General features: G+C 63.4%; 25 protein-coding genes. 5 read left to right on the forward strand and 20 right to left on the reverse strand.

Annotated elements, in window-relative coordinates:
• Positions 1 to 143: 143 nt before the first annotated feature.
• A complete protein-coding gene (locus tag FJ930_RS19980) occupies positions 144 to 704 on the forward strand; it encodes an SH3 domain-containing protein (protein ID WP_141839800.1) in 561 nt (186 codons plus the stop codon).
• Here FJ930_RS19980 and FJ930_RS30840 read toward each other — a convergent pair.
• The 3 genes from FJ930_RS30840 to irrA form a co-directional block, all read right to left on the reverse strand.
• Positions 694 to 864: a DUF4260 family protein gene (locus FJ930_RS30840; RefSeq protein ID WP_348642737.1), complete on the reverse strand. Its 171-nt coding sequence runs from the start codon at positions 862 to 864 to the stop codon at positions 694 to 696. The two genes, FJ930_RS19980 and FJ930_RS30840, sit on opposite strands and share 11 nt — an antisense overlap.
• Positions 813 to 1,073, reverse strand: coding sequence for a DUF4260 family protein (locus tag FJ930_RS19985; RefSeq protein WP_348642738.1), 261 nt, complete (start codon positions 1,071 to 1,073; stop codon positions 813 to 815). Before FJ930_RS19985 ends, FJ930_RS30840 begins: the two co-directional genes overlap by 52 nt.
• Positions 1,074 to 1,137: 64 nt before the next feature.
• The gene (irrA, locus tag FJ930_RS19990; RefSeq protein WP_181176405.1) at positions 1,138 to 1,569 is read right to left on the reverse strand and encodes an iron response transcriptional regulator IrrA; all 432 of its coding nucleotides are present in this window, start codon (positions 1,567 to 1,569) and stop codon (positions 1,138 to 1,140) included.
• Between the two features lie 242 nt (positions 1,570 to 1,811).
• Between irrA and fabA the strand changes: the two genes are divergently transcribed.
• From fabA to FJ930_RS20010, 4 genes are all read left to right on the forward strand, one after another.
• Positions 1,812 to 2,330 (forward strand): 3-hydroxyacyl-[acyl-carrier-protein] dehydratase FabA, encoded by a 519-nt coding sequence (fabA, locus tag FJ930_RS19995; protein ID WP_141839801.1) that lies wholly within the window; start codon positions 1,812 to 1,814, stop codon positions 2,328 to 2,330.
• 49 nt (positions 2,331 to 2,379) lie between these two features.
• The gene (gene fabB, locus FJ930_RS20000; RefSeq protein ID WP_141839802.1) at positions 2,380 to 3,600 is read left to right on the forward strand and encodes a beta-ketoacyl-ACP synthase I; all 1,221 of its coding nucleotides are present in this window, start codon (positions 2,380 to 2,382) and stop codon (positions 3,598 to 3,600) included.
• 30 nt (positions 3,601 to 3,630) lie between these two features.
• On the forward strand, positions 3,631 to 4,434 hold the full coding sequence (gene fabI, locus FJ930_RS20005) for an enoyl-ACP reductase FabI (RefSeq protein ID WP_140744183.1): 804 nt from the start codon (positions 3,631 to 3,633) through the stop codon (positions 4,432 to 4,434).
• Positions 4,435 to 4,598: 164 nt separating this feature from the next.
• The gene (locus FJ930_RS20010) at positions 4,599 to 6,143 is read left to right on the forward strand and encodes a bifunctional diguanylate cyclase/phosphodiesterase (protein ID WP_141839803.1); all 1,545 of its coding nucleotides are present in this window, start codon (positions 4,599 to 4,601) and stop codon (positions 6,141 to 6,143) included.
• 16 nt (positions 6,144 to 6,159) lie between these two features.
• Here the strand turns inward: FJ930_RS20010 and FJ930_RS20015 are convergent, their stop codons facing one another.
• The 17 genes from FJ930_RS20015 to ybeY form a co-directional block, all read right to left on the reverse strand.
• A complete protein-coding gene (locus FJ930_RS20015) occupies positions 6,160 to 7,170 on the reverse strand; it encodes a class I SAM-dependent methyltransferase (RefSeq protein ID WP_141839804.1) in 1,011 nt (336 codons plus the stop codon).
• A 128-nt stretch (positions 7,171 to 7,298) separates the two neighbouring features.
• Positions 7,299 to 9,446, reverse strand: coding sequence for a polyribonucleotide nucleotidyltransferase (gene pnp / locus FJ930_RS20020; RefSeq protein WP_141839805.1), 2,148 nt, complete (start codon positions 9,444 to 9,446; stop codon positions 7,299 to 7,301).
• 405 nt (positions 9,447 to 9,851) lie between these two features.
• Positions 9,852 to 10,226, reverse strand: a complete 375-nt coding sequence (rpsO, locus tag FJ930_RS20025) for a 30S ribosomal protein S15 (protein WP_281406662.1) — start codon at positions 10,224 to 10,226, stop codon at positions 9,852 to 9,854.
• A 78-nt stretch (positions 10,227 to 10,304) separates the two neighbouring features.
• A complete protein-coding gene (gene corA / locus FJ930_RS20030; protein WP_141839806.1) occupies positions 10,305 to 11,399 on the reverse strand; it encodes a magnesium/cobalt transporter CorA in 1,095 nt (364 codons plus the stop codon).
• 43 nt (positions 11,400 to 11,442) lie between these two features.
• A complete protein-coding gene (truB, locus tag FJ930_RS20035) occupies positions 11,443 to 12,420 on the reverse strand; it encodes a tRNA pseudouridine(55) synthase TruB (protein ID WP_141839807.1) in 978 nt (325 codons plus the stop codon).
• Entirely contained in the window at positions 12,420 to 12,854 is a 435-nt protein-coding gene (gene rbfA / locus FJ930_RS20040) for a 30S ribosome-binding factor RbfA (RefSeq protein WP_141839808.1), read from the reverse strand. The genes truB and rbfA overlap by 1 nt, the downstream gene beginning before the upstream one ends.
• A gap of 139 nt (positions 12,855 to 12,993) precedes the next feature.
• The gene (gene infB / locus FJ930_RS20045; RefSeq protein ID WP_141839809.1) at positions 12,994 to 15,573 is read right to left on the reverse strand and encodes a translation initiation factor IF-2; all 2,580 of its coding nucleotides are present in this window, start codon (positions 15,571 to 15,573) and stop codon (positions 12,994 to 12,996) included.
• Entirely contained in the window at positions 15,570 to 16,220 is a 651-nt protein-coding gene (locus tag FJ930_RS20050; RefSeq protein ID WP_140744191.1) for an RNA-binding protein, read from the reverse strand. Before FJ930_RS20050 ends, infB begins: the two co-directional genes overlap by 4 nt.
• Before the next feature lie 38 nt (positions 16,221 to 16,258).
• Positions 16,259 to 17,854, reverse strand: coding sequence for a transcription termination factor NusA (gene nusA, locus FJ930_RS20055; protein ID WP_140744192.1), 1,596 nt, complete (start codon positions 17,852 to 17,854; stop codon positions 16,259 to 16,261).
• 50 nt (positions 17,855 to 17,904) lie between these two features.
• Positions 17,905 to 18,552 (reverse strand): ribosome maturation factor RimP, encoded by a 648-nt coding sequence (rimP, locus tag FJ930_RS20060; RefSeq protein ID WP_141839810.1) that lies wholly within the window; start codon positions 18,550 to 18,552, stop codon positions 17,905 to 17,907.
• Between the two features lie 465 nt (positions 18,553 to 19,017).
• Complete coding sequence (locus tag FJ930_RS20070; protein WP_140744194.1) at positions 19,018 to 19,719, reverse strand: tRNA (guanosine(46)-N(7))-methyltransferase TrmB; 702 nt, start codon at positions 19,717 to 19,719, stop codon at positions 19,018 to 19,020.
• Between the two features lie 29 nt (positions 19,720 to 19,748).
• A complete protein-coding gene (metK, locus tag FJ930_RS20075; RefSeq protein WP_141839811.1) occupies positions 19,749 to 21,014 on the reverse strand; it encodes a methionine adenosyltransferase in 1,266 nt (421 codons plus the stop codon).
• Between the two features lie 169 nt (positions 21,015 to 21,183).
• Positions 21,184 to 21,603, reverse strand: a complete 420-nt coding sequence (locus FJ930_RS20080; protein WP_140607758.1) for a helix-turn-helix transcriptional regulator — start codon at positions 21,601 to 21,603, stop codon at positions 21,184 to 21,186.
• A 139-nt stretch (positions 21,604 to 21,742) separates the two neighbouring features.
• The gene (lnt, locus tag FJ930_RS20085) at positions 21,743 to 23,335 is read right to left on the reverse strand and encodes an apolipoprotein N-acyltransferase (protein WP_141839812.1); all 1,593 of its coding nucleotides are present in this window, start codon (positions 23,333 to 23,335) and stop codon (positions 21,743 to 21,745) included.
• A gap of 95 nt (positions 23,336 to 23,430) precedes the next feature.
• Complete coding sequence (locus FJ930_RS20090) at positions 23,431 to 23,901, reverse strand: VOC family protein (RefSeq protein ID WP_141839813.1); 471 nt, start codon at positions 23,899 to 23,901, stop codon at positions 23,431 to 23,433.
• Positions 23,902 to 23,916: 15 nt separating this feature from the next.
• Complete coding sequence (locus FJ930_RS20095; protein ID WP_140744198.1) at positions 23,917 to 25,011, reverse strand: hemolysin family protein; 1,095 nt, start codon at positions 25,009 to 25,011, stop codon at positions 23,917 to 23,919.
• Positions 25,012 to 25,038: 27 nt separating this feature from the next.
• On the reverse strand, positions 25,039 to 25,545 hold the full coding sequence (gene ybeY / locus FJ930_RS20100; RefSeq protein WP_141839814.1) for an rRNA maturation RNase YbeY: 507 nt from the start codon (positions 25,543 to 25,545) through the stop codon (positions 25,039 to 25,041).
• Positions 25,546 to 25,552 lie beyond the last annotated feature (7 nt).

The following is a 25,552-nucleotide window of genomic DNA, read 5'->3' on the forward strand; positions in this document are numbered from 1 at the left end:
CCCTCGTTGAGACCTCTTTAACCAAGACCGGCGAAACTGAAGGCCGGTCGCGGTAGCCGATTTACCCATGTAACAAGCGGTGCCGCCGAAGACAAAGAAAAAGGGGCGCCGCAGCCACCGGGCCGGCACCGAAAGGAACGAAAGTGTCTGGTTTCGCGTCGCTTCGCCTGACCCTCAGCGCAGCATTTCTCGGCGCTCTCCTTTATTCTCCGCTTGCCACGGCGCAGAGCGCGGCGGCACCCGCCCAGAGCGCCGTCACGCTCGGACCGAGCGGCCTGCCGCTGCCGCGATTCGTCAGCCTCAAATCCGGCCGCGTCAACTCGCGCGTCGGGCCAGGCGCCAACTACTCGGTCGACTGGATGTACCTGAAGGCCGGGCTGCCGATGGAGATCATCCAGGAGTTCGATACGTGGCGCCGCGTGCGCGATGCGGACGGTTCGGAAGGCTGGGTCAACCAGTCGCTGCTCTCAGGCCGACGCACCGCCATCATCGCGCCCTGGCAGCGCGGCAAGGGCGCCCAAGTCAATCTTCTCAAGAGCCCTGACAAGGATGCCAGGGTGGTGGCGATCGTCGAGCCGGGCGTCATGGGCACGATCAAGTCCTGCGACGGCCAGTGGTGCGAGATGACGCTCGACGGCCATACCGGCTGGCTCGCCCAGGCGGCGGTCTGGGGCGCGTATCCGGGCGAGCGGGTCAAGGACTGAACGTCTCGCGTTTACGCCCGATACGGCCGAGATGGGTATCCTGGAAACCGGTTGACAGCTCGAGGCCATAGCCAAGCGCACGGTCGATGGCGATGTGAGCGATCCAGATCAGTGCGACCGCGATTGCCGTCGCATTGCCGACCAGGCGACCAACGAGCAACAGCAGCCCGGTACGATCACGATGTGCAGGGCGTTGTAGGCGATGGCGCCGATGCTCGGGCCGCCGAGATAGCCCAACATCGACAGGTCCGGCGCCAGGATGAGCAATCCGAAGAGCCACCAGGAAACGCCCGTTGAACCGTAGAATACGACAGCGGCCATGGTCACGACAGCCCATTCGAGACGGACTATCAGGTCGAGCGGCTTCATCCCAGGCCGATTATTCTGGCCGGGCCGACTATTCGGGCCGGGCCGATTGGTCTGGCCCCGGCTGTCATTCCTGGCGCTTGGGGCGCAGTCTCACGACGATGTCGACATTGGCGATTTCCATACCCTCGGGCGGGTCCGGCAGGTTGGTGACCGTCACCGGGCCGTCGGCGATGTCGAAAATCCGGTTCTCGCCTTCGATGTAGAAATGATGGTGGTCGGAGGTGTTGGTGTCGAAATAGGTCTTGGCACCCTCGACCGCGAGGATGCGCAGCAGCCCCGCCTGGGTGAACTGGTGGAGCGCGTTGTAGACGGTGGCCAGCGACACCGGCACGCCGGCGGCCAGCGCCTCTTCGTGCAGTTCCTCGGCGGAGAGATGGCGATCGCCCTTGGCAAAAAGCAGGTCGGCAAGCGCGATGCGTTGGCGCGTCGGCCTCAGCCCCGCTTCCCGTACCCGCTTGTCCACAGCGACATTTTCCTTCCGGCAGCCCCGGTCCATCTGGTCTTCCAAGCTCACAGTCCCGCCTCAAGACACGCCCAGAATGGCAAAAAATGAATGTCTGCCGAAACCGAGCGCCCTGTCGACATATATTCTGTCGTCCGAATGCGATCAATAGCGCGCATTGACCCGGGCTGACTGGCGGGTTAAGCGCAAACGCCGGTTTCCGGCCTGAAACAGATTGTGTTAGGACACCAACGACAAGGGCGCGCTACCGCCCGGACGATATGGGGACGAGATTGATGGCGGGTTCGAAATCCAGCTACGACTACGAAGAATTGCTGGCCTGTGCCCGCGGCGAGCTGTTCGGAGAGGGCAATGCCCAGCTGCCCTACCCGCCGATGCTGATGTTCGACCGCATCACAGAGATCAGCGAGAGCGGCGGCGCCTTCGACAAGGGCTTCATCCGAGCCGAATTCGACATCAAGCCGGACCTTTGGTTCTTTGCCTGCCATTTCATCGGCAATCCCATCATGCCGGGATGCCTCGGCCTCGACGCTTTGTGGCAGTTGACGGGTTTCTACCTTGGCTGGCTCGGCGAACCCGGCAAGGGAATGGCGCTGTCGACCGGCGAGGTCAAGTTCAAGGGCATGGTCACGCCATCGGTCAAGAAGGTCGAGTACGGCGTGGATTTCAAGCGCGTGATGCGTGGTCGGCTCGTGCTGGGCATCGCCGATGGCTGGATGAAAGCGGATGGCGAGCCCATATATGCGGCGACGGACCTGAAGGTCGGTTTGTCCAAGCAGTCGGCGGTCGCTTGACCACAGCCCTGGCCCGCCCATTGGCCGGCATCCCTGGAAGGAGTTGCGAATGAGACGTGTCGTAGTCACAGGCCTCGGCATCGTGTCGTCGATCGGCAACAACGCCAACGAGGTGCAGACCTCGCTGCATGACGCCAGATCCGGGATCAGCTTCTCCAACTCCTTCGCCGAGCATGGCTTCCGCTGCCAGGTCTGGGGTGCGCCGACACTCGACCCTTCCGCCATGATCGATCGCCGCGCGATGCGCTTCCTGTCGCAGGGCGCGGCCTGGAACCATGTCGCCATGGACCAGGCGATCGCGGATGCGGGGCTTGGCGAAAGCGACATCACCAATGAGCGCACCGGCATCGTCATGGGCTCGGGCGGCCCCTCCACCCGCACCATCGTCGAAGCGGCCGAAACCACGCTCAAGAACGGCAGCCCCAAGCGCATCGGCCCCTTTGCGGTGCCGAAGGCGATGTCATCGACGGCCTCGGCCACCTTGGCCACGTGGTTCAAGATCCATGGCGTCAACTATTCGATCTCGTCGGCCTGCTCGACCTCGGCGCATTGCATCGGCAATGGCTATGAGCTGATCCAATGGGGCAAGCAGGACATGGTCTTTGCCGGCGGCCACGAGGATCTCGACTGGACGATGTCGGACCTGTTCGATGCCATGGGCGCCATGTCGTCGAAGTTCAATGACCGTGCATCGACCGCTTCCCGCGCCTACGACGCCAATCGCGACGGCTTCGTCATTGCCGGCGGTGCCGGCGTGCTGGTGCTGGAAGAGCTTGAGCATGCCAAGGCGCGCGGCGCCAAGATCTACGCCGAGATCGTCGGCTACGGCGCGACCTCGGACGGCTACGACATGGTCGCGCCTTCGGGCGAAGGCGCGGTCCGCTGCATGCGGCAGGCGCTGTCGACGGTCACCACGCCGGTCGATTACATCAACACCCACGGCACCTCGACGCCGGTGGGGGATTCCAAGGAAATGGGCGCCATCCGCGAGGTGTTCGGCGAGAAGATGCCGTTCATCACCTCGACGAAATCACTGACCGGCCATTCGCTGGGCGCGGCCGGCGTGCAGGAATCCATCTATTCGATCCTGATGATGCAAGGCGGCTTTATCGGCGAAAGCGCCCATATCGAGACGCTCGATCCTGAATTCGAGGGCATGCCGATCGTGCGCAAGCGCATCGACGACGCCAAGATCGACACCGTCCTGTCAAATTCCTTCGGCTTCGGTGGCACCAACGCAACGCTCGTTTTCCAGCGCTATTCCGCATAAGGCCTGGTTTTTGTAGAAGGATTGGCGGCCATGGACGGATTGATGAAGGGCAAGCGCGGGCTTGTCATGGGTGTCGCCAACGACCATTCGATCGCTTGGGGCATCGCCAGGAAATTGTCCGAACATGGGGCGGAACTGGCGTTCACCTACCAGGGTGAGGCCTTCGGCCGCCGGGTGAAACCGCTCGCCGACAAGCTCGGCGCCTCGCTGGTCGTTCCCTGCGACGTCGAGGACAGCGCTTCGGTCGCCGAAACCTTCGAGACGCTTGGCAAGGCCTGGGGCGGGCTGGACTTCGTCGTCCATGCCATCGGCTTTTCCGACAAGAATGAGCTGAAAGGCCTTTACGCCGACACCAGCCGGGACAATTTCGTCCGCACCATGGTGATCTCCTGCTATTCCTTCACCGAGGTGGCCCGCAATGCCGCGCCGCTGATGAAGGATGGCGGCTCGATGATCACGCTGACCTATGCCGGTTCGGTCCGCGTCATGCCGAACTACAACGTGATGGGCGTCGCCAAGGCCGGTCTCGAGGCCAGCGTGCGTTATCTCGCCAACGATTACGGCCCGCGTGGCATCCGGGTGAACGGCATCTCGGCGGGACCGGTGCGCACGCTCGCCGGCGCCGGCATTTCGGACGCCCGCCACATGTTCTCCTACCAGCAGCGCAACTCGCCGCTGCGCCGTACCGTGACCATCGACGAGGTCGGCGGGTCTGCGCTTTATCTCCTGTCCGACCTCGCCTCCGGGGTCACCGGCGAGATCCACTATGTCGATTCCGGCTACCACATCGTCTCGATGCCGACGCTGGACGAGTTGAAGCAGACGGATGGCTGAGGAGCGGATTTGCGGCCCTACGCTTTGCGCGACATGTATCCTGGCGTTGGAAATAGCTTCTTTCCAGGAAAGAAATAACCCTCTCCGGTAAAATTGGATGCATTCGCGGAAAGCCATTTTAAGAAGGCGCCCGCTATAGAGTCCCGCAATCTGGGGACCGTTCAATGCCTGCCGTCAGCAACCCGAAGCGAACACCGGTGTTCCGACTGCTCACGATAGCAAGTTCGGGTATCGGTAGTTTCATCCTGGGCATCTGGGGCCTGAAGCACGGTCTCGGCAACGGGTTTGCCGGCATATCGGTGGACATGATGGTCGCGATCATGGCCGCGCTTTGCGCGCTGGCGGCATCGGGGGCGGCAATGTCCTTCTTCGCCGGCATCGATGAATCGGCGGATTTCGTCTTCAACGAGACCCATTTCGACAAGCTGACCGGACTGCTGGCCCGCCCGGCGATGGTCGGCAAGATCGCCGAGGCGGCATGCACTACAAGCCGGACCGGAGAACCGGTGTTCCTGATCGACATCGACATCGACCGGTTCAAGCAGATCAACGACGCGATCGGCTACACCCAGGGCGACGAGTTGATCCGCGCCTTCACCGAGCGGCTGAAAACCTGCGTTCCCGCGCGCACCGTGATCGGGCGCATTGGTGCCGGCGAGTTCGCCGTGCTGCTTCAGGATCACCATATCCAGGGAACGATGGAAAGCATGCTCGAGAGGCTCATCGACGAGATGATGGAGCCCTATGAACTCAGCAGCCATCAGCAATCCGTGAGCCTGTCGGTGGGTATCGTGGCCATGCCCAAGGATGGCATCGACCCGGTCCTCATCCTGCGCCGCTCCAACCTTGCGCTGCAGAACGCGCGCGCCAGCGGCGTCGGCAACTGGTCGGTCTTCGACAGCGAGATGGGGCGGGTGGCCGACTACCGCCAATGGGTCGAATCCGAACTGCACACCGCCTTCGAACGCGGAGACTTCGACCTGCACTATCAGCCGCAACTCGATCTGCCGACCGGCCGCGTCGTCGGCTATGAGGCGCTGATCCGCTGGAACCATCCAGAGCGTGGCATGATCCCGCCGATGGAGTTCATCCAGATCGCCGAGGAGACGGGGATGATCAACCCGATCGGCGAATGGGTTCTGCGCAAGGCCTGCAGCGACGCCAGCCATTTGCCGGACGACTGCTTCGTTGCTGTCAACATCTCGCCGGTCCAGTTCATGACCAAGGACTTCGTCGGCATCGTGCGCGACACGATGAGGACCACCGGCATCAAGCCGTCACGGCTGGAACTGGAAGTCACCGAGACGGCGATGATGCAGGACCGTGACCGCGCGGCCGCCATCCTGAAAGAGCTTGCCGAGATGGGCATATCCGTGGCCGTCGACGACTTCGGCACCGGCTATTCTAATCTCAGCTACCTGATCGACTTCTCGTTCGGCAAGCTGAAGATCGATCGTTCCTTCGTCAGCCGCATCGATACGGATTCCAGTTCCGGTGCCGTCGTCTCCACCATTGTCGGGCTTTCACGTGCGCTCGGCGTGAGCATCATCGCCGAAGGCGTCGAGACCGAGAGCCAGGCAACGCTGCTGCGGGCGGCAGGCTGCGAAGTCGTGCAAGGCTACCTGTTCGGGCGGCCGGCGCCGCTGAAGGTCGGGGGCGTCGATGGGCACGCCGGCGAGGACATGCGGCGCGTCGCCACTCTGCATTGAGCGACGCCCGCTTATATCAGCGCCGAGCGGAAAACACCTTGAACATACCGTCGCGGGCAAGCTCGGCGTGGCTGGCAAAGGCGGCCGACAGCACGGGCTCGTAGGGAAGCTGGCGGTTGGCGACCATGAACAGCCTGCCGCCGGGCTTCAACGCCTTGGCTGCGGCACGGATAATGCCGGCGCCGATCTCCGGCTCCGCCGCGCGGCTGCGGTGAAAGGGCGGGTTCATGGCGATAACGTCATAGCGGCGCTCGACAGGCTCGGCGAGCAGATCCGTCCAGAAAAAGCCCTGTGCCACGGTGTTGACCAGGTTGCCCTTGGCCGCCTCCAGCGCATCGAAATCGGCCTCGTAGAGATCGAGAGCCGACAGGCCTGGCGAGCAGGCAGCCATTTCCGCCGCCACATAGCCCCAGCCGGCGCAGAAATCGGCCGCGCTGCCACGCAGATCACCGGGCAGGTTGTCGACCAGCAGTTTCGAACCCGCGTCGACGCGGTCGAAGGAGAACATGCCGGGTGCGGTGTGGAACCGGTCCTCGACCAGCAAGGCCGGGTTGGCGACGCGTAGCGCAGCGGCAGCCTGCATGTCCATCGGACGGCGCAGCCAGAAGGCGATGCCGTGATACTTCGGCATATGGCCGTCGAGCGGCACAAGCTCGTCGATACACCTGCGCAGGCTGGCAATGCCGTCGTCCTTGCTGCCGGCAATGACGATCAATCCGCCCGGCGCCACGCGCTGGAGAGCCTCCGCGACGCGCAATTCGTTCTGGCCGCGATGGCGGCCGGCGATCACCAGCGCGGCCTCAAAACCATCATCCGCCGGTTGCGGCGTGACCGCGAAGCCAGCCGCCTGCAGTGCACGGAAATAGGGCCGGAAGCCTTGGACAAGATGCAGTGTGGCGGCGAAGCCCTGGGGCAAGTGCAGGTCGGGCTCGGCGCCGAGGAAAAGGACGCGTTCGCCCTTGCCTGGCAAGGCAAGAGCCTCGGTCTCGAACGGATGGAAAAGCGTCTTCAGCGCCTCAGCAGACATGTTCCTCTGCCCTTTGGTGTCTTGCGCAATTCCGGACGGAAAGCCGCTTCGCACCTTTCCTGGAATTGCTGCAAATGAAAACGGGCGCGACAACAGCCGCGCCCGCTTCGATTTCGTTGTCAGATCGCTCAGGCGGCGTCTTCTTCGCCTTCGGCCTTCTTGTCGCGCACGATTTCCTTGCCAGTCGCCTGGTCGACGACCTTCATAGACAGGCGAACCTTGCCGCGCTCGTCGAAGCCCATCAGCTTGACCCAGACCTTGTCGCCTTCCCTGACGACGTCCGAGGTCTTGGCGACGCGCTCATTGGCGAGCTGCGAGATGTGGACGAGACCGTCACGCGGGCCAAAGAAGTTGACGAAGGCGCCGAAGTCGGCGGTCTTGACGACCGTGCCTTCGTAGATCTCGCCGACTTCCGGCTCGGCGACGATGGTGTGGATCCACTTCTTCGCCGCCTCGATCTCCTTGGCGTTCGAGGAAGCGATCTTGACCGTGCCGTCGTCCTCAATGTTGATCTTGGCGCCGGTCTTCTCGACGATTTCGCGGATGACCTTGCCGCCGGAGCCGATGACGTCGCGGATCTTGTCGGTCGGGATGTGCATGACCTCGATGCGTGGCGCGAACTCGCCGAGCTCGGCACGTGCGCCGGACAGCGCATGGGCCATTTCGCCGAGGATATGCAGGCGGCCGTCCTTGGCCTGGCCGAGGGCGATCTGCATGATCTGCTCGGTGATGCCGTCGATCTTGATGTCCATCTGCAGCGAGGTGATGCCGTTGGCGGTGCCCGCGACCTTGAAGTCCATGTCGCCGAGGTGATCCTCGTCGCCCAGGATGTCCGACAGCACGGCGAAGCGCTCGCCTTCCTTGATCAGGCCCATGGCGATGCCGGCAACCGGCTTGGCCAGCGGCACGCCGGCATCCATCAGCGCCAGCGAGGTGCCGCAGACAGTGGCCATCGACGAGGAACCGTTGGACTCGGTGATCTCCGAGACGACGCGCAGCGTGTAGGGGAACTGGTCAGCGCTGGGCAGCATCGGGCGGATGGCGCGCCAGGCGAGCTTGCCGTGGCCGATTTCGCGGCGTCCCGGCGAACCCATGCGGCCGGTCTCACCGACGGAGTAGGGAGGGAAGTTGTAGTGAAGGAGGAACTTCTCCTTGTACATGCCGGTCAGCGAATCGACATACTGCTCGTCCTCGCCGGTGCCGAGCGTGGCAACGACCAGCGCCTGGGTCTCGCCGCGGGTGAACAGCGCCGAACCATGGGTGCGCGGCAGGACGCCGACTTCGGAGACGATCTTGCGGACCGTCTTCAGGTCACGGCCGTCGATGCGCGAGCTGGTGTCGAGGATGTTCCAGCGCACGACCTTGGCCTGGAGTTCCTTGAACACGGAACCGATCTGCTCGGAGGCATATTTGGGCTCTTCGCCCTCGGCCGGAGCAAATGCGGCCTTGACCTTCGCCTTGACGGCGTCGACGGCGGCATAGCGCTTCTGCTTGTCGGTGATCTTGTAGGCGTCGCGAAGCTCGTCGCCGACGATCTTCAGCATCTCGCCTTCGAGCTCGGAATAATCCGGCGCGGTGAAGTCGCGCGGATCCTTGGCGGCGACTTCGGCCAGCTTGATGATGGCCTCGATCACCGGCTGGAAGCCCTTCTGGCCGAACATCACGGCGCCGAGCATCAGCTCTTCGGAAAGTTCCTTGGCTTCGGATTCGACCATCAGCACGGCGTCGGTGGTACCGGCGACGACGAGGTCGAGCTTGGATTCCTCCATCTCGTCGATGTGCGGGTTGAGAACGTATTCGCCGTTGATGTAGCCGACGCGGGCGCCGCCGATCGGGCCCATGAAGGGAACGCCCGACAGCGTCAGCGCGGCCGAGGTGGCGACGATCGACAGGATGTCCGGGTCATTTTCGAGGTCGTGCTGGACGACGGTGACGACGATCTGGGTGTCGTTCTTGTAACCGGCGGCGAAAAGCGGGCGGATCGGGCGGTCGATGAGGCGGGAAACCAGCGTTTCCTTCTCGCTCGGACGGCCTTCACGCTTGAAATAGCCGCCCGGGATCTTGCCGGCGGCATAGGTCTTTTCCTGGTAGTTGACGGTCAGCGGAAAGAAATCGAGGCCGGGCTTGGGCTCCTTCATCGAAACGACGGTGGCGAGAACCACGGTCTCGCCGTAAGTGGCAAGCACGGCACCGTCAGCCTGGCGCGCGATCTTGCCGGTTTCGAGGATGAGCGGGCGACCGCCCCATTCGATTTCCACTTTGTGTTGATTGAACATGTCTTGTCCTTTGTATGAGGAAGGGCCGCGCCGTTTCATCGTGCGCGGGTGCCCTTCCTCTGGCTTCCTTTCTCGGGCAGCCACGGGCAAGACAACGGGAAGCTCGGGTTTGACTGGCACAATGGCCATACGAGCGTCCTGCAATCCTGCCCCATGACCGTCCATGGGTGACTTCGAGTGGCCCTCTGCGCGCTCGAAGCCGGATATGGCCAATCGATCGACTGGCCTGCGCATGACACCGAAACGGCTTGCGGAACGCGTCATGCGCAATTCAACTCTTCGGAGCGTCCGTCCGGCATCCAGATGGGGTGCGCGGCGCTCCAGTCCTGCATTCGAGTTCGGGTTGCCCCCGGTGCTCAAATGCGCGACCGGCGGACTCCCTGTGGGAGCCCGCCGGTCAATTCGTCAACGGCGCAGACCGAGCTTCTCGATCAGTGTCTGGTAGCGCGCGTCGTCCTTGCGCTTGAGATAATCAAGCAGGCTGCGGCGCTGGGACACGAGAGCGAGCAGACCACGGCGGGAATGGTTATCCTTCTTGTGGTCCTTGAAATGGTCGGTCAGGTTCTTGATGCGCTCGGAAAGGATGGCCACCTGGACTTCCGGAGACCCGGTATCGCCTTTGGCGGTAGCGAATTCACCCATCAATTCCTTCTTGCGCTCGGCAGTAATCGACATCGTGTTTTTCCTTATCTGTTCGAGGAAACGGGTCGCCCTCAGCCGGGATGTCGTCCAGCAGGGGCCGGTGCAAGCAAAGCGTCCTAGCGCTATGCTGCGGCGCATATAGTGCAATTCCCGGCAAAACACCAGCCCAATTCACGGAGCCGGCTTTTCAGCTCCAGATGCCAAGTTTTATCGCGGTTAAAGCCATTTCTTCCATTTGAAGAAAGCAATCAGCCCGAGCGCGATAACGGCCATGAACAGCAACGACGCGGGATAGCCGTAATAGGCCTTCAGCTCCGGCATGTTCCAGGGCGAACTTCCGGGATCGAAGTTCATGCCCCAGACGCCAACCAGGAATGTGAGCGGCATGAAGATGACCGAGACGATGGTGAGATAGCTGATGACATCGTTGGTGCGCGCCTGGCTCAGCGACAGATGCATCTCGATCAGTCCGGTCAGCATGTCGCGCTGGGTCTCCACCAGCTCGATCAGCCGGAGCGAATGGTCGAGCGTGTCGTTGAGGAAAACCTTGGTCTCGGCTCTGACACAGGGCACGTCGTTGCGGATCAGCGTGGCCAGGGCATCGCGCATCGGCCACAGCACGCCCTTCAGCACATTGGCGTCTCGCCGCAATTCGTGCAGCTGCCGCATCTGGTGCTTGTGCGTCGAATGCAGCATCTGGTCCTCGATGCCGTCGACAAGGTCGCCGGCCGCCTCGATCGGTGGGAAATAGCTGTCGACGATGGCGTCGATCAGCGCATAGGCCAGATAGTCGGCGCCACGGGTGCGCAACCGGTTGGGCGCCGAACTCTCGATGCGCTTGCGCACCGGATCGAACGGATCGCCCTCGCGCTCCTGGAAGGTGACGACGAAATTCTCGCCTAGGAAGAGAGCGATCTGTTCGTAGCGATGCGCGGTGACATCATCGATCATGCGCACGACGACGAAGGCATGATCCTCGAAGAAGTCGACCTTCGGCCGCTGGCCAGTGTTGACGACATCCTCCAGCGCCAGCGGGTGAAGGCTGAAGATGCGACCGATCTCCTCGATCAGCTGGATGTTGGCAAGACCAGTACAGTCGAGCCAGATCACCGGCCATTTGTGGCAATTGGCCTCGACGTCGTCGATGCTGGCATTGTCGATGGTCTTGAATTTCTGCGGCGAGATCAGGGTCAGCCGCAGTTCGGAGCGCCGCGCCGCCGGATCGGCGATCAGCGTGCCCGGCGAGGCGCCGACCGGCGGCCGCCTCGTCTTCACCGGCGCTCGCTTTTTTACCGCCTCGGCCTTTGCCATGTGGCCCCCGATCTTAAGTCAAACCGAAGTTAGACGAGAGCCATTAGCCGGCAAAGACCCGCTTGGGCTTGAACATGCCCTGTTCGACCGCGCCGATGGCAACCAGCTTGCCGCGTGCCGTCGCGCAGGCTTCTTCCGCCTCCACGGGCGCATCGCGGCCACGAATGATGACCGGGTTGCCGAGACGGATCTTGGTCGCGGCGTCGTCGCTGATGGCGATCTGCGGCAGGCAATCGAGAGCCGCTGACGTATCGACAAGAAGCGCATCGATCGCGCCGAAGTCGATCGGCGCGTCCAGGGCGTCGCCGCACTCGTCCGAACCTGACTTGTCTTCACCTTGCGCGCCGAAGCGCGCCGCCTCGAGTTCGGCGATGGTGACGAAATCCCGCGGCGTGAACGGCTCGACCTCGACCCGGCGCAGGTCGGAAACATGGCCGAAGCAGCCGAGATCGCGGCCCATGTCACGCGCCAGCGAGCGCACATAGGTGCCCTTGCCGCATTCGACCTCGAAAACCGTGTGATCGGCGCTGTGCTCGACGACGTCGAGACGCCCGATCTCGATCTCGCGCGCGGGTATGTTGACCGTCTCGCCTTCGCGGGCGAGGTCATAGGCGCGTTCGCCCGCGATCTTGACGGCCGAGAATTGCGGCGGCGTCTGCATGATGACGCCGGTGTATTTCGGCAGCAGCGCCCGCACCTCGGCTTCGGCCGGACGCAGGTCGGAGCTTTTCGTCACCGGCCCTTCAAGATCGTCGGTGGAGCGCTCATCGCCCCAGGCGACGGTGAAACGATAAATCTTGGCGCCGTCCTGCACGTAAGGCACGGTCTTGGTGGCTTCACCGAGCGCGATCGGCAGCATGCCGGAAGCCAGCGGGTCGAGCGTGCCGGCGTGGCCGGCCTTTTCGGCCTGGAACAGCCATTTGATCTTGGACACAGCCTCTGTCGATCCCATGCCGACCGGCTTGTCCAGCACCACCCAGCCGGAGACCGGACGGCCCTTCTTCTTGCCGCGACGCCCCATTATTCGCTGTCCCTGTCGTCTTTGGCCCTGTCGTCTTTGGCTTCGTCCGCGTCGAGATCGCGCGCCACTTCGGGCGACTTCAGCAGGTCGTTGATCCTGGCGAAGTTGTCGAAGGATGTGTCCAGCCGGAAGCGGAACTCCGGCATGTATTTCATTTGCCTGAGCGCGCCGGAGACACGGCCGCGGACGAATTTCGCATGCCTGTTGAGCGCTTCGATGACGGCACCGGCGTCCTTTGCACCGAGCGGGGAAACAAAGGCCGTGGCGATCTTGAGATCGGGCGACATGCGCACTTCGGAGACCGAAACGACCGAGTTTTCAATCAACGGGTCGATGATCTCGCCACGCTGCAGGGTTTCGGAGAGCGCATGGCGCACCTGCTCACCAACGCGCAGCATGCGCTGGGATGGACCGGATGTGATGGAACGGGGCATTTTTCTCAATCCTGAAAGCGTGAGGCGCGGGATAGGACCGTGCCGCATGTCTCAAACAGTCATTCTCAACGGCTTTGGCTCAACAGGCTTTGGGCGGCGGTCTTACGACCACCGCCCGATACCGACAAGTCACTCTAACTCAGAGTGTCCGGGTCACCATCTCGACGCGGAAGCACTCGATGATGTCGCCGACGCGCATGTCCTCGTAGTTCTGGAAGGCCATGCCGCACTCCTGGCCGACGGGGACTTCCGAAACCTCGTCCTTGAAACGCTTCAGCGTCTTCAGCGTGCCTTCGTGGATGACGACATTGTCGCGGATCAGGCGCACGCCCGCGCCGCGCTCGACCTTGCCTTCGGTGACACGGCAGCCGGCGATCTTGCCGACCTTGGTGATGTCGAAGATCTCGAGGATCTCGGCATTGCCGATGAAGGTCTCCCGACGCTCCGGCGACAGCAGGCCCGACAGAGCCGCTTTCACATCATCCACGAGGTTGTAGATGATCGAGTAGTAGCGGATCTCGATGCCCGCGGCCGCGGCCGCTGCACGCGCCTGCACATTGGCACGGACGTTGAAGCCGATGATCGCCGCGCCCGAAGTCTCGGCCAGAGAAACGTCGCTTTCGGTGATGGCGCCGGCGCCGGCGTGGACGATGCGCGCACGCACCTCGTCGGTGCCGAGCTTGTCCAGCGCGGCGTTGATCGCCTCGATCGAACCCTGAACGTCGCCCTTGATGACCAGCGGGAATTCCTTCAGCCCGCTCGTCTGCAGTTGCGACATCATCTGTTCGAGCGAGCCGCGCTGGCCGGCATGCTTGGCAACCGCCTTCTCGCGCGCCAGACGCTGGCGATACTCCGTGATCTCGCGAGCGCGAGCCTCGTTGTTGACGACCGCAAAGCGGTCACCCGCCTGCGGCGTGCCCTGAAGGCCGAGCACCTCGACCGGCATTGCCGGCGGCGCTTCCTTGATCTGCTCGCCGCGATCGTTGACCAGCGCGCGCACCCGGCCCCATTCGTTGCCGGCGACGAGGATGTCGCCCGGCATCAGCGTGCCGGTCTGCACCAGCACGGTGGCGACGGGGCCGCGGCCTTTGTCGAGCTGGGCCTCGATGACGACGCCCTCGGCGGTCCGGTCCGGATTGGCCTTCAGGTCGAGGATTTCGGCCTGCAGCAGGATCGCTTCGAGCAGCTTGTCGAGATTAGTGCCCTTGGTCGCCGACACTTCGACGTCAAGCACTTCACCGCCCATCGATTCCACGAACACCTCGTGGCGCAGCAGTTCGGAGCGCACCTTCTGCGGATCGGCGTCGTGCTTGTCGATCTTGTTGATCGCCACGATGATCGGAACGTTGGCCGCCTTGGCATGGCTGATCGATTCGATCGTCTGCGGCATCACGCTGTCGTCGGCAGCCACCACGAGAATGGCAATGTCGGTGGCCTGGGCGCCGCGGGCGCGCATCGCCGTGAAGGCGGCGTGGCCGGGCGTGTCGATGAAGGTGATCTTCTGACCGTTCTTCTCGACCTGATAGGCGCCGATATGCTGGGTGATGCCGCCGGCCTCGCCGGACACGACATTGGCGTTGCGGATCGCATCCAGCAGCGAGGTCTTGCCGTGGTCGACGTGACCCATGATGGTCACGACCGGCGGACGCGGCACCAGGTCTTCCGGACGATCGGCGATGTTGAACAGGCCTTCCTCGATGTCGGACTCGGCGACGCGGCGGACCGTGTGGCCGAATTCGGTGGCGACCAGCTCGGCCGTATCAGCGTCGATGACGTCGCCCGGCTTCAGGATCTGGCCCTGTTTCATGAAGAACTTGACGACATCGACCGCACGTTCGGACATGCGCTGCGCCAGTTCCTGGATGGTGATGGTCTCGGGCAAGATCACTTCGCGCATGACTTTCTCGCGCGGCTCGTTGTGCATCGCGCGCTTGAACTTCTCCTGACGGCGACGCATCGACGACAGCGAACGGGCCCGCGCATCCTCGTCGGAAAGCGCGGAATTCAGCGTCAGCTTGCCGCGGCGACGGTCTTCCTCGCCTTTGGTCGGCTTGGCCGGACGCGCCACTTCGGGCGTGACCGGGCGGCGTACCGGCGCCCCGGCACCAGCCCGCTTCGGCTTGACCTCTTCCTCTTCGTCCGATGTCGCCAGTTCCGCGGCCAAGGGCGCGCGGCGGCGTGCCTCTTCCTCGGCGCGACGGCGGGATTCGGCTTCGGCCTGCAGGCGCGCTTCCTCCTCCGCCTGCCGGCGCGCGGATTCCTCGCGCTCACGCTTGCGGCGCTCTTCTTCCTCGGCGCGGCGCTTGGCCTCCTCGGCGGCGCGCTGGCGGTCCTCGACTTCGCGAACCTTCGAGCCTTCGAGTGCCCTGCGGCGCGCTTCCATTTCACTGCGCGACAATTCGTTCAGCACCATGCCGCTGCGCTCGACCGGAGGCGGCGGGGGCGGCGGCGCCTTGGGGGCTTCCTGGACGACGGGCGCGGCAGCCGCGACCGGCGGCTTTGGCGTGAGAACGGGCGCAGGGGCAGCGGCTACCGGCTCCGGCCTGTCGCCGGGCAGCGAGAACTTGCGCTTCTTGGTCTCGACCACGACCGACTTGGTACGGCCATGCGAGAAGTTCTGGCGCACAGTGCCCTGTTCCATGCCGGGGCGCTTCAGCGTCAAGGTCTTCTTCGGCGTAACACTCAACGTCTTGTCGTCGCCCGATTTCGTATCGCTCATTCCATATCCTCTGCGGCCTCATCTTCGTCAGCAACGGCCGCAAGCATTGCCAGATCGTCCGGGGTACCGCCCCGATACCGGTCGAGCGCAACCATGCGCTTCTGGACCGCCTTACCCGCGTCTCCCGCGAGGACGGCAGCATGTATCACATTTGTACCCCCCAATGCCAAGCTCAACTCGGCCTCGGAGAAAAGTTTGTAGGCAAGGATGGAGGGGCCGCCGACATGGACGGTCGCCCGCCGCGCCTGGCTGATCTTGCGCACACCATCGTCGGACGCTTCGGTAGCGTGAAGCACGAAAAGCGCCAGCCCGCCGCGCACCGCGCTCTCGACCTTGGTGGCGCCCAGCGCTATCGCGCCTGCCTTGCGGGCGAGACCCAGCATACCCAGCGCGGATTTGGAGAGCAACCCGTCGACCATGCCACCCAGATCGGGCGGCACAACCACCTGTGCCTTGAAGGCGCGGGCAAAGAGGTTTTTGGCCGCCGCCTTGTCGATATGTAGGCGGTCAGCACTCACCCAGCAACCACGGCCGGGCAGATTTCTCTTGAGATCGGGAACGACGGCCGAATCCGGGCCGACGACGAACCGGATCAGATCATCCGGTTCGGCCTGCTTGCGGGTGACGATGCAGGTGCGATCGTTCATCTCGTCCAGGGGCGGGTTCTGTGCGATGCGGTTTCACCTCACGCACCAACGGCTTCGTCAGCCGATGCTTCTTCGGCTGCAAGCTCGTCCTCGGAAATCCAGCCGGCCTTGAGACGGGCGGCGAGCACCATCTGCTCGGCGTCGGCGCGCGAAACGCCGTGACTGGCCAGCACGCCGGGATACACCTTGGTTTCGCCGTCCTTGCGTTCCTTCCAGCCGGTCAGGTCGTCGGCGGCATAGCCGGCGAAATCCTCGATCGTCTTCACGCCGTCTTCGCCAAGCGTCACCATCATGGCGGTGGTGATGCCGGGGATTTCGCGCAGCTCGTCCTTGACACCCAGCGCCTTGCGCTTCTCGTCATGCTCGGCCTCGATCTTCTCCAGATACTCACGGGCGCGGGTCTGGATTTCCGAAGCGGTGTCCTCGTCGAAGCCATCGATCGAGGAGATTTCGCCGGAATCGACGTAGGCCACTTCCTCGACGCTGGTGAAGCCTTCCGAGGCAAGCACCTGGCCGACCATCTCGTCGACGTCGAGGGCTTCCATGAACAGCGCCGAGCGCTCGACGAATTCCTTCTGGCGGCGCTCGCTCTCTTCCTGCTCGGTCAGGATGTCGATGTCCCAGCCGGTGAGCTGCGAAGCAAGGCGCACGTTCTGGCCGCGACGGCCGATGGCCAGCGACAGCTGATCGTCCGGGACCACAACCTCGATGCGCTCGGCATCCTCGTCGAGCACCACCTTGGCGACTTCGGCCGGCTGCAGCGCGTTGACGATGAAGGAAGCGGCCGAGGGCGACCACGGAATGATGTCGATCTTCTCGCCCTGCAATTCGCCGACGACCGCCTGGACGCGGCTGCCGCGCATACCGACGCAGGCGCCGACCGGATCGATCGAGCTGTCGCGCGAGATGACGGCGATCTTGGCGCGCGAGCCCGGGTCACGGGCGACCGACTTGATCTCGATGATGCCGTCATAGATTTCCGGCACTTCCATGGTGAAGAGCTTGGCCATGAACTGCGGATGGGTGCGCGACAGGAATATCTGCGGGCCGCGCTGCTCGCGGCGCACGTCGTAGACATAGGCACGGACTCGATCGCCGTACTTGTAGTTCTCGCGCGGGATCAGTTCGTCACGGCGGATGATCGCCTCGCCACGGCCGAGATCGACGATGACATTGCCATATTCGACGCGCTTGACGGTGCCGTTGACGATCTCGCCGATGCGGTCCTTGTATTCGTCGTACTGGCGGTCGCGTTCAGCCTCGCGCACCTTCTGCACGATGACCTGCTTGGCGGACTGGGCGGCGATGCGGCCGAAATCCATCGGCGGCAGCTGTTCGGCGATGAAATCTCCGAGCTGAGCGTCGGGATTGCGCTCCCGGGCAGAGGAAATGGCGATCTGCGTGGCATAGTCGTCGACCTTATCGACCACTTCCATCAGCCGCTGCAGCTTCATCTCGCCGGTGTTCGGGTTGATGTCGGCACGAATGTTGGTCTCCTGGCCGTAACGCGAACGCGCCGCCTTCTGGATCGCATCGGCCATGGCGGCGATGACGATCGACTTGTCGATCGACTTTTCACGCGCGACCGCATCGGCAATCTGCAGCAGTTCAAGTCTGTTGGCGCTTACAACCATATTTTTTTCTCCCGAGCCTGTTTGCCGGACCTTCGGGCCCGGCAGCTCAATCAACTTTCCTGTTCGTGTTCTTCCGTGGCGTCCGTATCCGCACCCTCTGGCACATCGTCGTCCGGCTCGCCGCAGCGTTTCTTGGCTTCCTTGCGCGCCCTGTTGTCCTTCGACAAGGCATCGCGGATGAGGTCGTCGGTCAAGATCAGGCGCGCCTCGGCGATCGCATCGTAAGGCACGCGCACCGTCGGCTCCTCGCCATAGGCCGCCTTATCGCGCTCGATCAGCACGTCATTTTCGCCGGCCTCGACGATCTTGCCCTTGAAGCGCTTGCGGTCGGCGACGACGACCGACGTCTCCATCTTCACCAGGTGGCCAGTCCACGCCGTGAAATCCGATTTGCGGACCAGCGGCCGGTCGATGCCGGGAGAAGAGACTTCCAGATGATACGCCTTTTCGATCGGATCGTCGACGTCGAGCGCCGGCGACACCGCGCGGCTGACCTCTTCGCAATCCTCGACGGTCATGGTGCCGTCCTCGCGCTCGGCCATGATCTGCAGCGTCAGTCCGTTCTGACCGGACAGGCGCACGCGCACCAGGCGAAACCCGATGCCGCGCAGCACCGGCTGGATGATCAGCGCGATGCGCGCATCGATGCCGCTTTCGCGGATGATGCGGTCGTCACCTTCGCTTGCAGTTGCAGTCATCTAATCCCTGTCGTTCTTTTCGAACCTATCGGCAGGTAATAAAAAAGAGCGGGACCGGGTGGACCCACTCTTCGTCATACCGACCAAGAACTTGAAGCTGATATAGACGATCCGGGCCGGCGTTTCAAGTCCGCAGTGCCGGGGCGGCAAAAGCCCCGACGGCATCCGCGCTGCTTCAGACGCATGGCCCCCCATGCGGGCAATCCCCCTGTGAGCGCCGACAGGATGCTCCTATCTGTTAGCCACGACACGAACAGAATTGGCGCGCGGTGGCGCGCGAAAGGACAGGATCATGAGCAACCGCGGAATATTTTCCGCCTTGGGCGATCTCTTCACAACGTTCGGCAGCGCCGTCGCCGCGTCGCGCGCCGTGGAAGCCGGCCGCGCGCGGTCGACCTGCGCAAGCTCGGCATGGATCCGGCCGTGTTCAACCGATTCGGCCGTTTCTGAGCCTGCCGTGAAGGCTTACGTCCTGACGAAAGTCAGATAGGCCGGCGGCCTGCCCTCGCGAATGGCCTTCGCCTCGTAACGGGTGCCTGGCCAGCCATCGTAAGGGCGATGCCAGTCCGCCGCTTCCGCGGCCTGCCATGCGAAGGCGCCATGCGCCCGGCAATGCAGCAAGGTCCAGTTCACATAGGTGTCGATATCGGACGCGAAGCGGAATTTCGAACCCGGCTTCAGGACGCGCGCGAAACGGTCGAGATTGATCTGGCTGACGAAGCGCCGCTTCCAATGCTTCTTCTTCGGCCAGGGGTCGGGATAAAGAAGATCAATGCCATCCAGCGAGGTCGGGGGCAGCCAGTCGAGCAACTGTGTGGCATCGTCGTCATAGACCCTTAGATTGGGAAGCGGCGTTGCCCGGACCGCCATCATCATCTTGGCCATGCCGTTGACGAAGGGCTCGACGCCGATGAAGCCGATCGTCGGCGCCTCGACGGCGCGATGCAGGAGATGTTCGCCACCGCCAAAGCCGATTTCGAGCCGCACGGCCGAAACGTCGGCTTCAAACAGAGTGCGCAGATCCGGGGGTGCCGCGGTCGCCAGATCGAGCCGATAGGCGCCAAGGCCGCTTTCCAGGGCAGCGGCCTGCTGCGGGCGAACGGGCTTGCCGCGCCGACGACCGAAAAAGGCTTCGGTCGTACGGCTTGGCCTGTCTTGCGGGCTCATCTGGTTGGGCGCGGGGACCGTCGTGGCGTTCAGGCCGCGACAGCATCCTTGAGCGCCTTGGCGAGATCGGTCTTTTCCCAGGAGAAAGACCCATCACGGCCGGCCTTGCGGCCGAAATGGCCGTAGGACGACGTCTTGGCGTAGATCGGCTTGTTGAGGTCGAGATGGCGGCGGATGCCGGACGGCGACAGGTCCATCACGCTGCGCAGCGCATCCTCGAGCTTTGCCTCGTCCACCTTGCCGGTGCCGTGCAGGTCGACATAGACCGACAGCGGCTGGGCGACACCGATGGCATAGGAAAGCTGGATGGTGCAGCGGTCGGCAAGTTTCGCCGCCACGACATTCTTGGCCAGGTAACGCGCCGCATAGGCGGCCGAACGGTCGACTTTGGTGGTGTCCTTGCCGGAAAAGGCGCCGCCGCCATGCGGAGCCGCCCCGCCGTAAGTGTCGACAATGATCTTGCGGCCCGTGAGGCCGGCGTCGCCGTCAGGCCCGCCGATGACGAACTTGCCGGTCGGGTTGATGTACCAGTTGCAGTCGTCGGCGATCTTGAGGTCGCCCAGCGCTTCGCGAATGTAGGGTTCCACGACCTTGCGCACCTTCTTCGAGTCCCAGGTCGCGTCGAGATGCTGAGTCGACAGCACGATCTGCGTTGCCTCGGCCGCCTTGCCGTCGATGTAGCGGACGGTGACCTGGCTCTTGGCATCCGGCCCGAGCCTGCCGGCCTCGCCGTTGTTTTCGTGACGCGCGGCGGCCAGCAGTTCGAGGATCTTGTGGCTGTAGTAGATCGGCGCCGGCATCAGGTCCGGCGTCTCGCGGCAGGCATAGCCGAACATGATGCCCTGGTCGCCGGCACCTTCCTCACCCTGGCGGTCGGCGGCGTTGTCGACGCCCTGGCCGATGTCGGGCGACTGGCCGTGCAGCAGAACCTCGATCTTGGCCGTCTTCCAGTGGAAGCCTGCCTGTTCATAGCCGATCTCACGGATAGCCTTACGGGCGACGGATTTGAATTTCGCCGGGTTCACGACAGGGTGCCCCGCCGCGTCCTTGAGGATGTTACCGGCCTTGTCCTTCTTCAGCAGCGTCTCGGGGACGCGCACCTCACCGGCGATGACGACGCGGTTGGTGGTCGCCAGGGTCTCGCAGGCAACGCGGACTTTCCATGGGTCCATGCCGGTCTTCTTGGCTTCACGATAGACCAGATCGACGATCTCGTCGGAAATCCGGTCACAGACTTTGTCGGGATGGCCCTCGGCAACGGATTCCGAGGTAAAGAAGTAGTTCTGCCGCGTCACGGGTGTCCCCTCTTGAAAAACGATCGGCAGGCTGCCGATTTTGGCGCGCCACGTGTTAGCGGGGCAGAGCGCCGCTCGTCAAGCGTTGCCTCCGTTCTGGCATGAATGTCGACGCCGATATCTTGTGCCACCGGCGGCTGGTTGCCGCCGGTTCGAAGCGCGTCGCGGATCAGTCGAGATCGTCCGCTGCGAGCGATTTCACCAGGTCGATGATCCTGCGGCGCACCTTGACGTCGGCGATCTTGACAAAGGCGCGGTTGAGCTGAAGGCCTTCCGGGCTGCCGCAGAATTCGACGGCAAAAGCCATCGAGGCATCCTCGGCAAAGCCGCGGTTGGCCGCGGACTCCTGGCCCGGCGCATCCTCGAAAAAGAAGGCGACGGGCACGCCGAGTATGGAGGCAATCGCCTGCAGGCGGCTGGCGCCGACGCGGTTGGTGCCCTTTTCATATTTCTGGATCTGTTGAAATGTGATGCCGAGATTTTCGCCCAGCTTTTCCTGGCTCATTCCGAGCATGTTGCGGCGGAGCCGAACCCGGCTTCCAACATGGATGTCGATCGGATTCGGTTTCTTCTTGTTTTCTTCTGTCATTTTTTCCTCGCCGAATTTTTTCGGCTTTGTGTTTTTTTCCTGCCCAAAGAAAGCCGGAGGCGAACTGCCCCAACAGAACGATCCACCGGCTTCGAGAAATTTTCAGGCGGTACAGTATGAGTTTCTAATGTGCCAACTGTCAATTCACCCGTAGCCTTTGCCTTACATTCAACAGGGCCCCGACCAGCGCAAACAGCAACATGATCAGCATTCCGTCAATGCGTCGCTGGCCTGAGGAAACGACCGTCTGTTCGGAAATCGGCACCTTCACATCAATGGCTCCGCGCGCGTCGATCGCCAGCGCGTCGACGACGCGTCCGTGTCGATCGACGACGGCCGAGATGCCGTTATTGGCAGCGCGCAGCAAGGGCAATCCGTTCTCCACCGCGCGAATCTGAGCCTGCCGGAAATGCTGGTATGGCCCCGGCGTGTCGCCAAACCACGCATCATTGGTGACGTTCACAATAAGCTGCGCTGACGTAGCGTCAACCGCCACGAGGTCGGGAAAGATCACCTCATAACAAATAAAAGGCAGGGCATGGATGCCGCCCGGAAGCGTGATTGCGTGGCGCTCGTTGCCGGCCGTGAACGTCATCGGCCCGGCGACGAGCTGGTCGATACCGAAACGGCCGAGCAGGTCGGCAAAAGGCAGGTATTCGCCGAACGGCACCAGATGGACCTTGTCGACGGCGTCAGCGATTTCGCCCTTGTCGTTGATCGCCACCACGGAATTGTAATAGCGGCTGTCAGGGCTGGCCGCCGAGCCGGCCTCCTCGCGAACGACGCCGGCAATCAGCATCTGGCCATCGGCCAGCATGTCGCCCAGCGCCGTCAACGCATCAGGCCGCTCGGTGAAAAGGAACGGCACAGAGGTTTCCGGCCACAGGATCAGCTGCGGCTTTCCGTGGCCGGGCTCCGGTGCCTTGGCGGACAGGCCCAGCAAGGTGGCGAAGATGCGGTCACGCACCGAGGCGTCCCACTTTTCCGACAGATCCACCGCCGGCTGGACGATGCGGACATCCAGGCTGCGCTCAGCCGGCTTTTCAGGAGCGGCAAGCCTGACATAGCCGAAGCCGACATGGGCGGCGGCAAGCAGCACAAACAGGGCCGCGCCCAGGCGAAGATGCCGGTGCGCCGCCAGCAATGCGGGCAGGGAAAAGAGGAACACGGCAAGAGCGTTCATGCCGATCATGCCGGTCACCGAGACGCTCTGCATCAGAAGAGGCACAGGCATTGCCGCGTAGCCGATCGCATTCCAGGGAAAGCCGGTGAACAGGAAGCCGCGCAGCCACTCCATCAGCCCGAAGCCGAAGGCAAGAGCGGCGATGCGGCCGATATCGCTGCTCCACAGGAGCCGGGCGACCATCGTCGCAAAGCCATAGAAAAAGGCGAGCGCGAAGGGAATGCCGATTACAGCGAAGGGAAGTGCCCAGGCAAAGCTGTCGGCCTCGACCAGCAGCGCCGAGCCGACCCACCAGAGGCCGGCGAGGAAATAGCCAAAGCCGAACCACCAGCCGACGGCGAAAGCCGGTAGCAGGCGCCGGAACAGGCTGCCGGAGGCTTCGCCGGTTGCGCCGTCCAGCAGCCAGACCAGCAAGGGAAACGAAATAAAGCAGGCGGCGAAGAAGTCGTATGGCGCCTGGCCGAGCACCGCCAGCGCTCCGGCAAGAAAGGCAACGAGCGCGCGCCGCCAACCCCAAAGCAGAATTATCCGGCCGGCAAGGCGCACCATGCATACTTCCGAGTCGCGCGAATCAGGACGCCAGATTTATCAGGCCGCGGCTTGCACTCCAAACGCCGACGGCCGCGATGCGCCAACCCGCCGCTCTATCGGTGCCAACCCTCGATCCGCAAGCCGCTCAGGCGTTCGGCCTCTTCGCGGGAAACGGAACGGATCGGCTGCGTGAAGGTCCAGACGTGACCCTCGGGATCGCGGGCCCGATACTGGCGCTCGCCATAGAACTGATCCGTTGGCTCCTGGATTATTACCGCACCGGCTGCTCGCGCCTGCTCACAATGCGCTTCGAGGCCGTCCTTCAGCCTGGCATAGACCGACTGCGTGTTCTTGCCGGAGACCGCGGCGGGGCTGGCGACATAATCGCTCCATTCGGAATCGACGATGATGTAGCAATCGCCGAACCGCATCTCGGAATGAACGAGCTTTCCATCGGCGTCACTGACCACCATGCTGCGCTCGAAGCCGAACGCCGCTTCCAGCCACGCCAGCGCGGCAACAGGGTCCCTGTAGAAGACACCGGACCCCAGGCTCGCGTGCTTGAACGGATCCTCAATCGTCATCGGCGAGCGAGCGGCTCAGGCCTGTTCGGTGCGCGCCGCGGCACGCCGGCGGCGTTCGCCCTTCTGGCTCTGCACGATGCGCACGCGCTTGACGCGGCGCGGATCGGCATCGAGCACATGGAACTCGAAGCCCGGAATGGCCTGCACCACCTCGCCGCGCGCCGGCACGCGGCCGAGCGTGTTGAAGATCATGCCGCCGATGGTGTCGACATATTCGCCATGTTCGCCAGCGGCGAAATCGCCGCCGATCATCTTGGCGACGTCATCGATCTCGGCCTTGCCGTCGACGACGAACACGCCGTCGCCGGCCTGGGTGATCATCGGCTCGTCATCGTCATGCTCGTCCTCGATGTCGCCGACGACCATTTCGACGATGTCCTCGAGCGAGACAAGGCCGTCCGTGCCGCCATATTCGTCGATGACCAGTGCCATCTGCGTGCGCGTCGTCTGCATGCGGCCCATCAGGTCGGAGGCAAGCATCGATGGCGGCACGAACAGAACCGGGCGGATCAGGTTGAGTTCGCCGATGGTGCGCGCGAGGTCGACCTGGGCAAGATCAAGCTGCGTGGCGGCCGGCGTCTTCCTGGTCGTGCGCCCCTTCCTGACGCGCGCGAGCTTGGTGATGTGCGCCAGCACGTCGCGGATATGGACCATGCCGCGCGGATCATCGAGCGTCTCGGAATAGACCGGCATGCGGGAGTGGCCGGATTGTTCGAAGGTGCCCAGGAGGTCGCCGAGCGTCGTGGTGATCTCGACGGCCTCGATATCGGCGCGGGGCACCATGACGTCCTCGACGCGCACTTCACGCAACCGCAGGATGTTGTTGAGCATAGCGCGCTCGCCGGGCGAGAAGGATTCGGCATCGCTGGCTGTCTCGGCAAGCGCGCCGGCGATTTCCTCACGCAGGCTGGTTCCATTGCGTTGCCGGAACAGGCCCAGAACACGCTCGAACAGGGAGGGGCCGGCAGGCGAAGACTCGCTGGCAACGCTGCCGGTGTTGGCAACACCAGGGGTAACGGTACTCGGACTTGATCCCTCTTCCGACGTATCGGAAGCCTTGGCGGCACTGCCGGCGTCGGGGCGGGCGGCAGTCTCTGGTTTGTCGTTCATCGTCGTCCGGTCAATTGTCAGATGTAGTTACGCGTAGGGATCGGGAATGGCAAGCCTTGCGAGCGCTGTACGTTCGAGAGCTTCCATCTCCTCGGCCTCGGCGTCGGTCTCGTGATCGTAGCCCAGCAAATGCAGCAGGCCATGGATGACGAGATGGGAGATATGGTTCTCCAGGGGCTTGTCTTCCAGTGCCGCCTCGCGCGCCACCGTCTCGGCGGCGAGCACAATGTCGCCCAACATCGGCGGCAGCGGAGCGCCTTTCGCATGCGGAAAAGCCGGGAAAGACAAGACGTTGGTCGGCTTGTCCTTGCCGCGCCAGCCGGCGTTCAGCGTGCGGATATGGGCGTCGTCGGAAAAAACGACGCTCAGTTCGGAATGTCCTGCCGCGCCGGTTTCGGCGAAAGCGGCCGCGGCGGCTTTGTCGACAAGCTGCAAAAGCACCGCCTCTCCAGGCCAGTTTCCCGCCTCGACCATCAGATCGATGTCGACGGGAAGGGGCAGGCCTATCCCATCAGGCCTTTCGGGCTCGCTCATGGGGTCA

The sequence above is a fragment of the Mesorhizobium sp. B2-4-15 genome, assembly GCF_006658505.1.
Classification (GTDB): Bacteria; Pseudomonadota; Alphaproteobacteria; order Rhizobiales; family Rhizobiaceae; genus Mesorhizobium.

Bases quoted from the DNA above. Each gene is read 5' to 3' on its own strand.
- ybeY (WP_141839814.1), bottom strand. From the start codon at position 25,545: ATGAGCGAGCCCGAAAGGCCTGATGGGATAGGCCTGCCCCTTCCCGTC.
- infB (WP_141839809.1), bottom strand. From the start codon at position 15,573: ATGAGCGATACGAAATCGGGCGACGACAAGACGTTGAGTGTTACGCCG.
- FJ930_RS20070 (WP_140744194.1), bottom strand. From the start codon at position 19,719: ATGAGCCCGCAAGACAGGCCAAGCCGTACGACCGAAGCCTTTTTCGGT.
- irrA (WP_181176405.1), bottom strand. From the start codon at position 1,569: ATGGACCGGGGCTGCCGGAAGGAAAATGTCGCTGTGGACAAGCGGGTA.
- rpsO (WP_281406662.1), bottom strand. From the start codon at position 10,226: ATGCGCCGCAGCATAGCGCTAGGACGCTTTGCTTGCACCGGCCCCTGC.
- FJ930_RS20050 (WP_140744191.1), bottom strand. From the start codon at position 16,220: ATGAACGATCGCACCTGCATCGTCACCCGCAAGCAGGCCGAACCGGAT.
- FJ930_RS19985 (WP_348642738.1), bottom strand. From the start codon at position 1,073: ATGAAGCCGCTCGACCTGATAGTCCGTCTCGAATGGGCTGTCGTGACC.
- nusA (WP_140744192.1), bottom strand. From the start codon at position 17,854: ATGGTTGTAAGCGCCAACAGACTTGAACTGCTGCAGATTGCCGATGCG.
- FJ930_RS20090 (WP_141839813.1), bottom strand. From the start codon at position 23,901: ATGACGATTGAGGATCCGTTCAAGCACGCGAGCCTGGGGTCCGGTGTC.
- corA (WP_141839806.1), bottom strand. From the start codon at position 11,399: ATGGCAAAGGCCGAGGCGGTAAAAAAGCGAGCGCCGGTGAAGACGAGG.
- lnt (WP_141839812.1), bottom strand. From the start codon at position 23,335: ATGGTGCGCCTTGCCGGCCGGATAATTCTGCTTTGGGGTTGGCGGCGC.
- FJ930_RS20010 (WP_141839803.1), top strand. From the start codon at position 4,599: ATGCCTGCCGTCAGCAACCCGAAGCGAACACCGGTGTTCCGACTGCTC.
- fabB (WP_141839802.1), top strand. From the start codon at position 2,380: ATGAGACGTGTCGTAGTCACAGGCCTCGGCATCGTGTCGTCGATCGGC.
- rimP (WP_141839810.1), bottom strand. From the start codon at position 18,552: ATGACTGCAACTGCAAGCGAAGGTGACGACCGCATCATCCGCGAAAGC.
- FJ930_RS20095 (WP_140744198.1), bottom strand. From the start codon at position 25,011: ATGAACGACAAACCAGAGACTGCCGCCCGCCCCGACGCCGGCAGTGCC.
- fabA (WP_141839801.1), top strand. From the start codon at position 1,812: ATGGCGGGTTCGAAATCCAGCTACGACTACGAAGAATTGCTGGCCTGT.
- truB (WP_141839807.1), bottom strand. From the start codon at position 12,420: ATGGGGCGTCGCGGCAAGAAGAAGGGCCGTCCGGTCTCCGGCTGGGTG.
- fabI (WP_140744183.1), top strand. From the start codon at position 3,631: ATGGACGGATTGATGAAGGGCAAGCGCGGGCTTGTCATGGGTGTCGCC.
- rbfA (WP_141839808.1), bottom strand. From the start codon at position 12,854: ATGCCCCGTTCCATCACATCCGGTCCATCCCAGCGCATGCTGCGCGTT.
- FJ930_RS20015 (WP_141839804.1), bottom strand. From the start codon at position 7,170: ATGTCTGCTGAGGCGCTGAAGACGCTTTTCCATCCGTTCGAGACCGAG.
- FJ930_RS20080 (WP_140607758.1), bottom strand. From the start codon at position 21,603: ATGACAGAAGAAAACAAGAAGAAACCGAATCCGATCGACATCCATGTT.
- pnp (WP_141839805.1), bottom strand. From the start codon at position 9,446: ATGTTCAATCAACACAAAGTGGAAATCGAATGGGGCGGTCGCCCGCTC.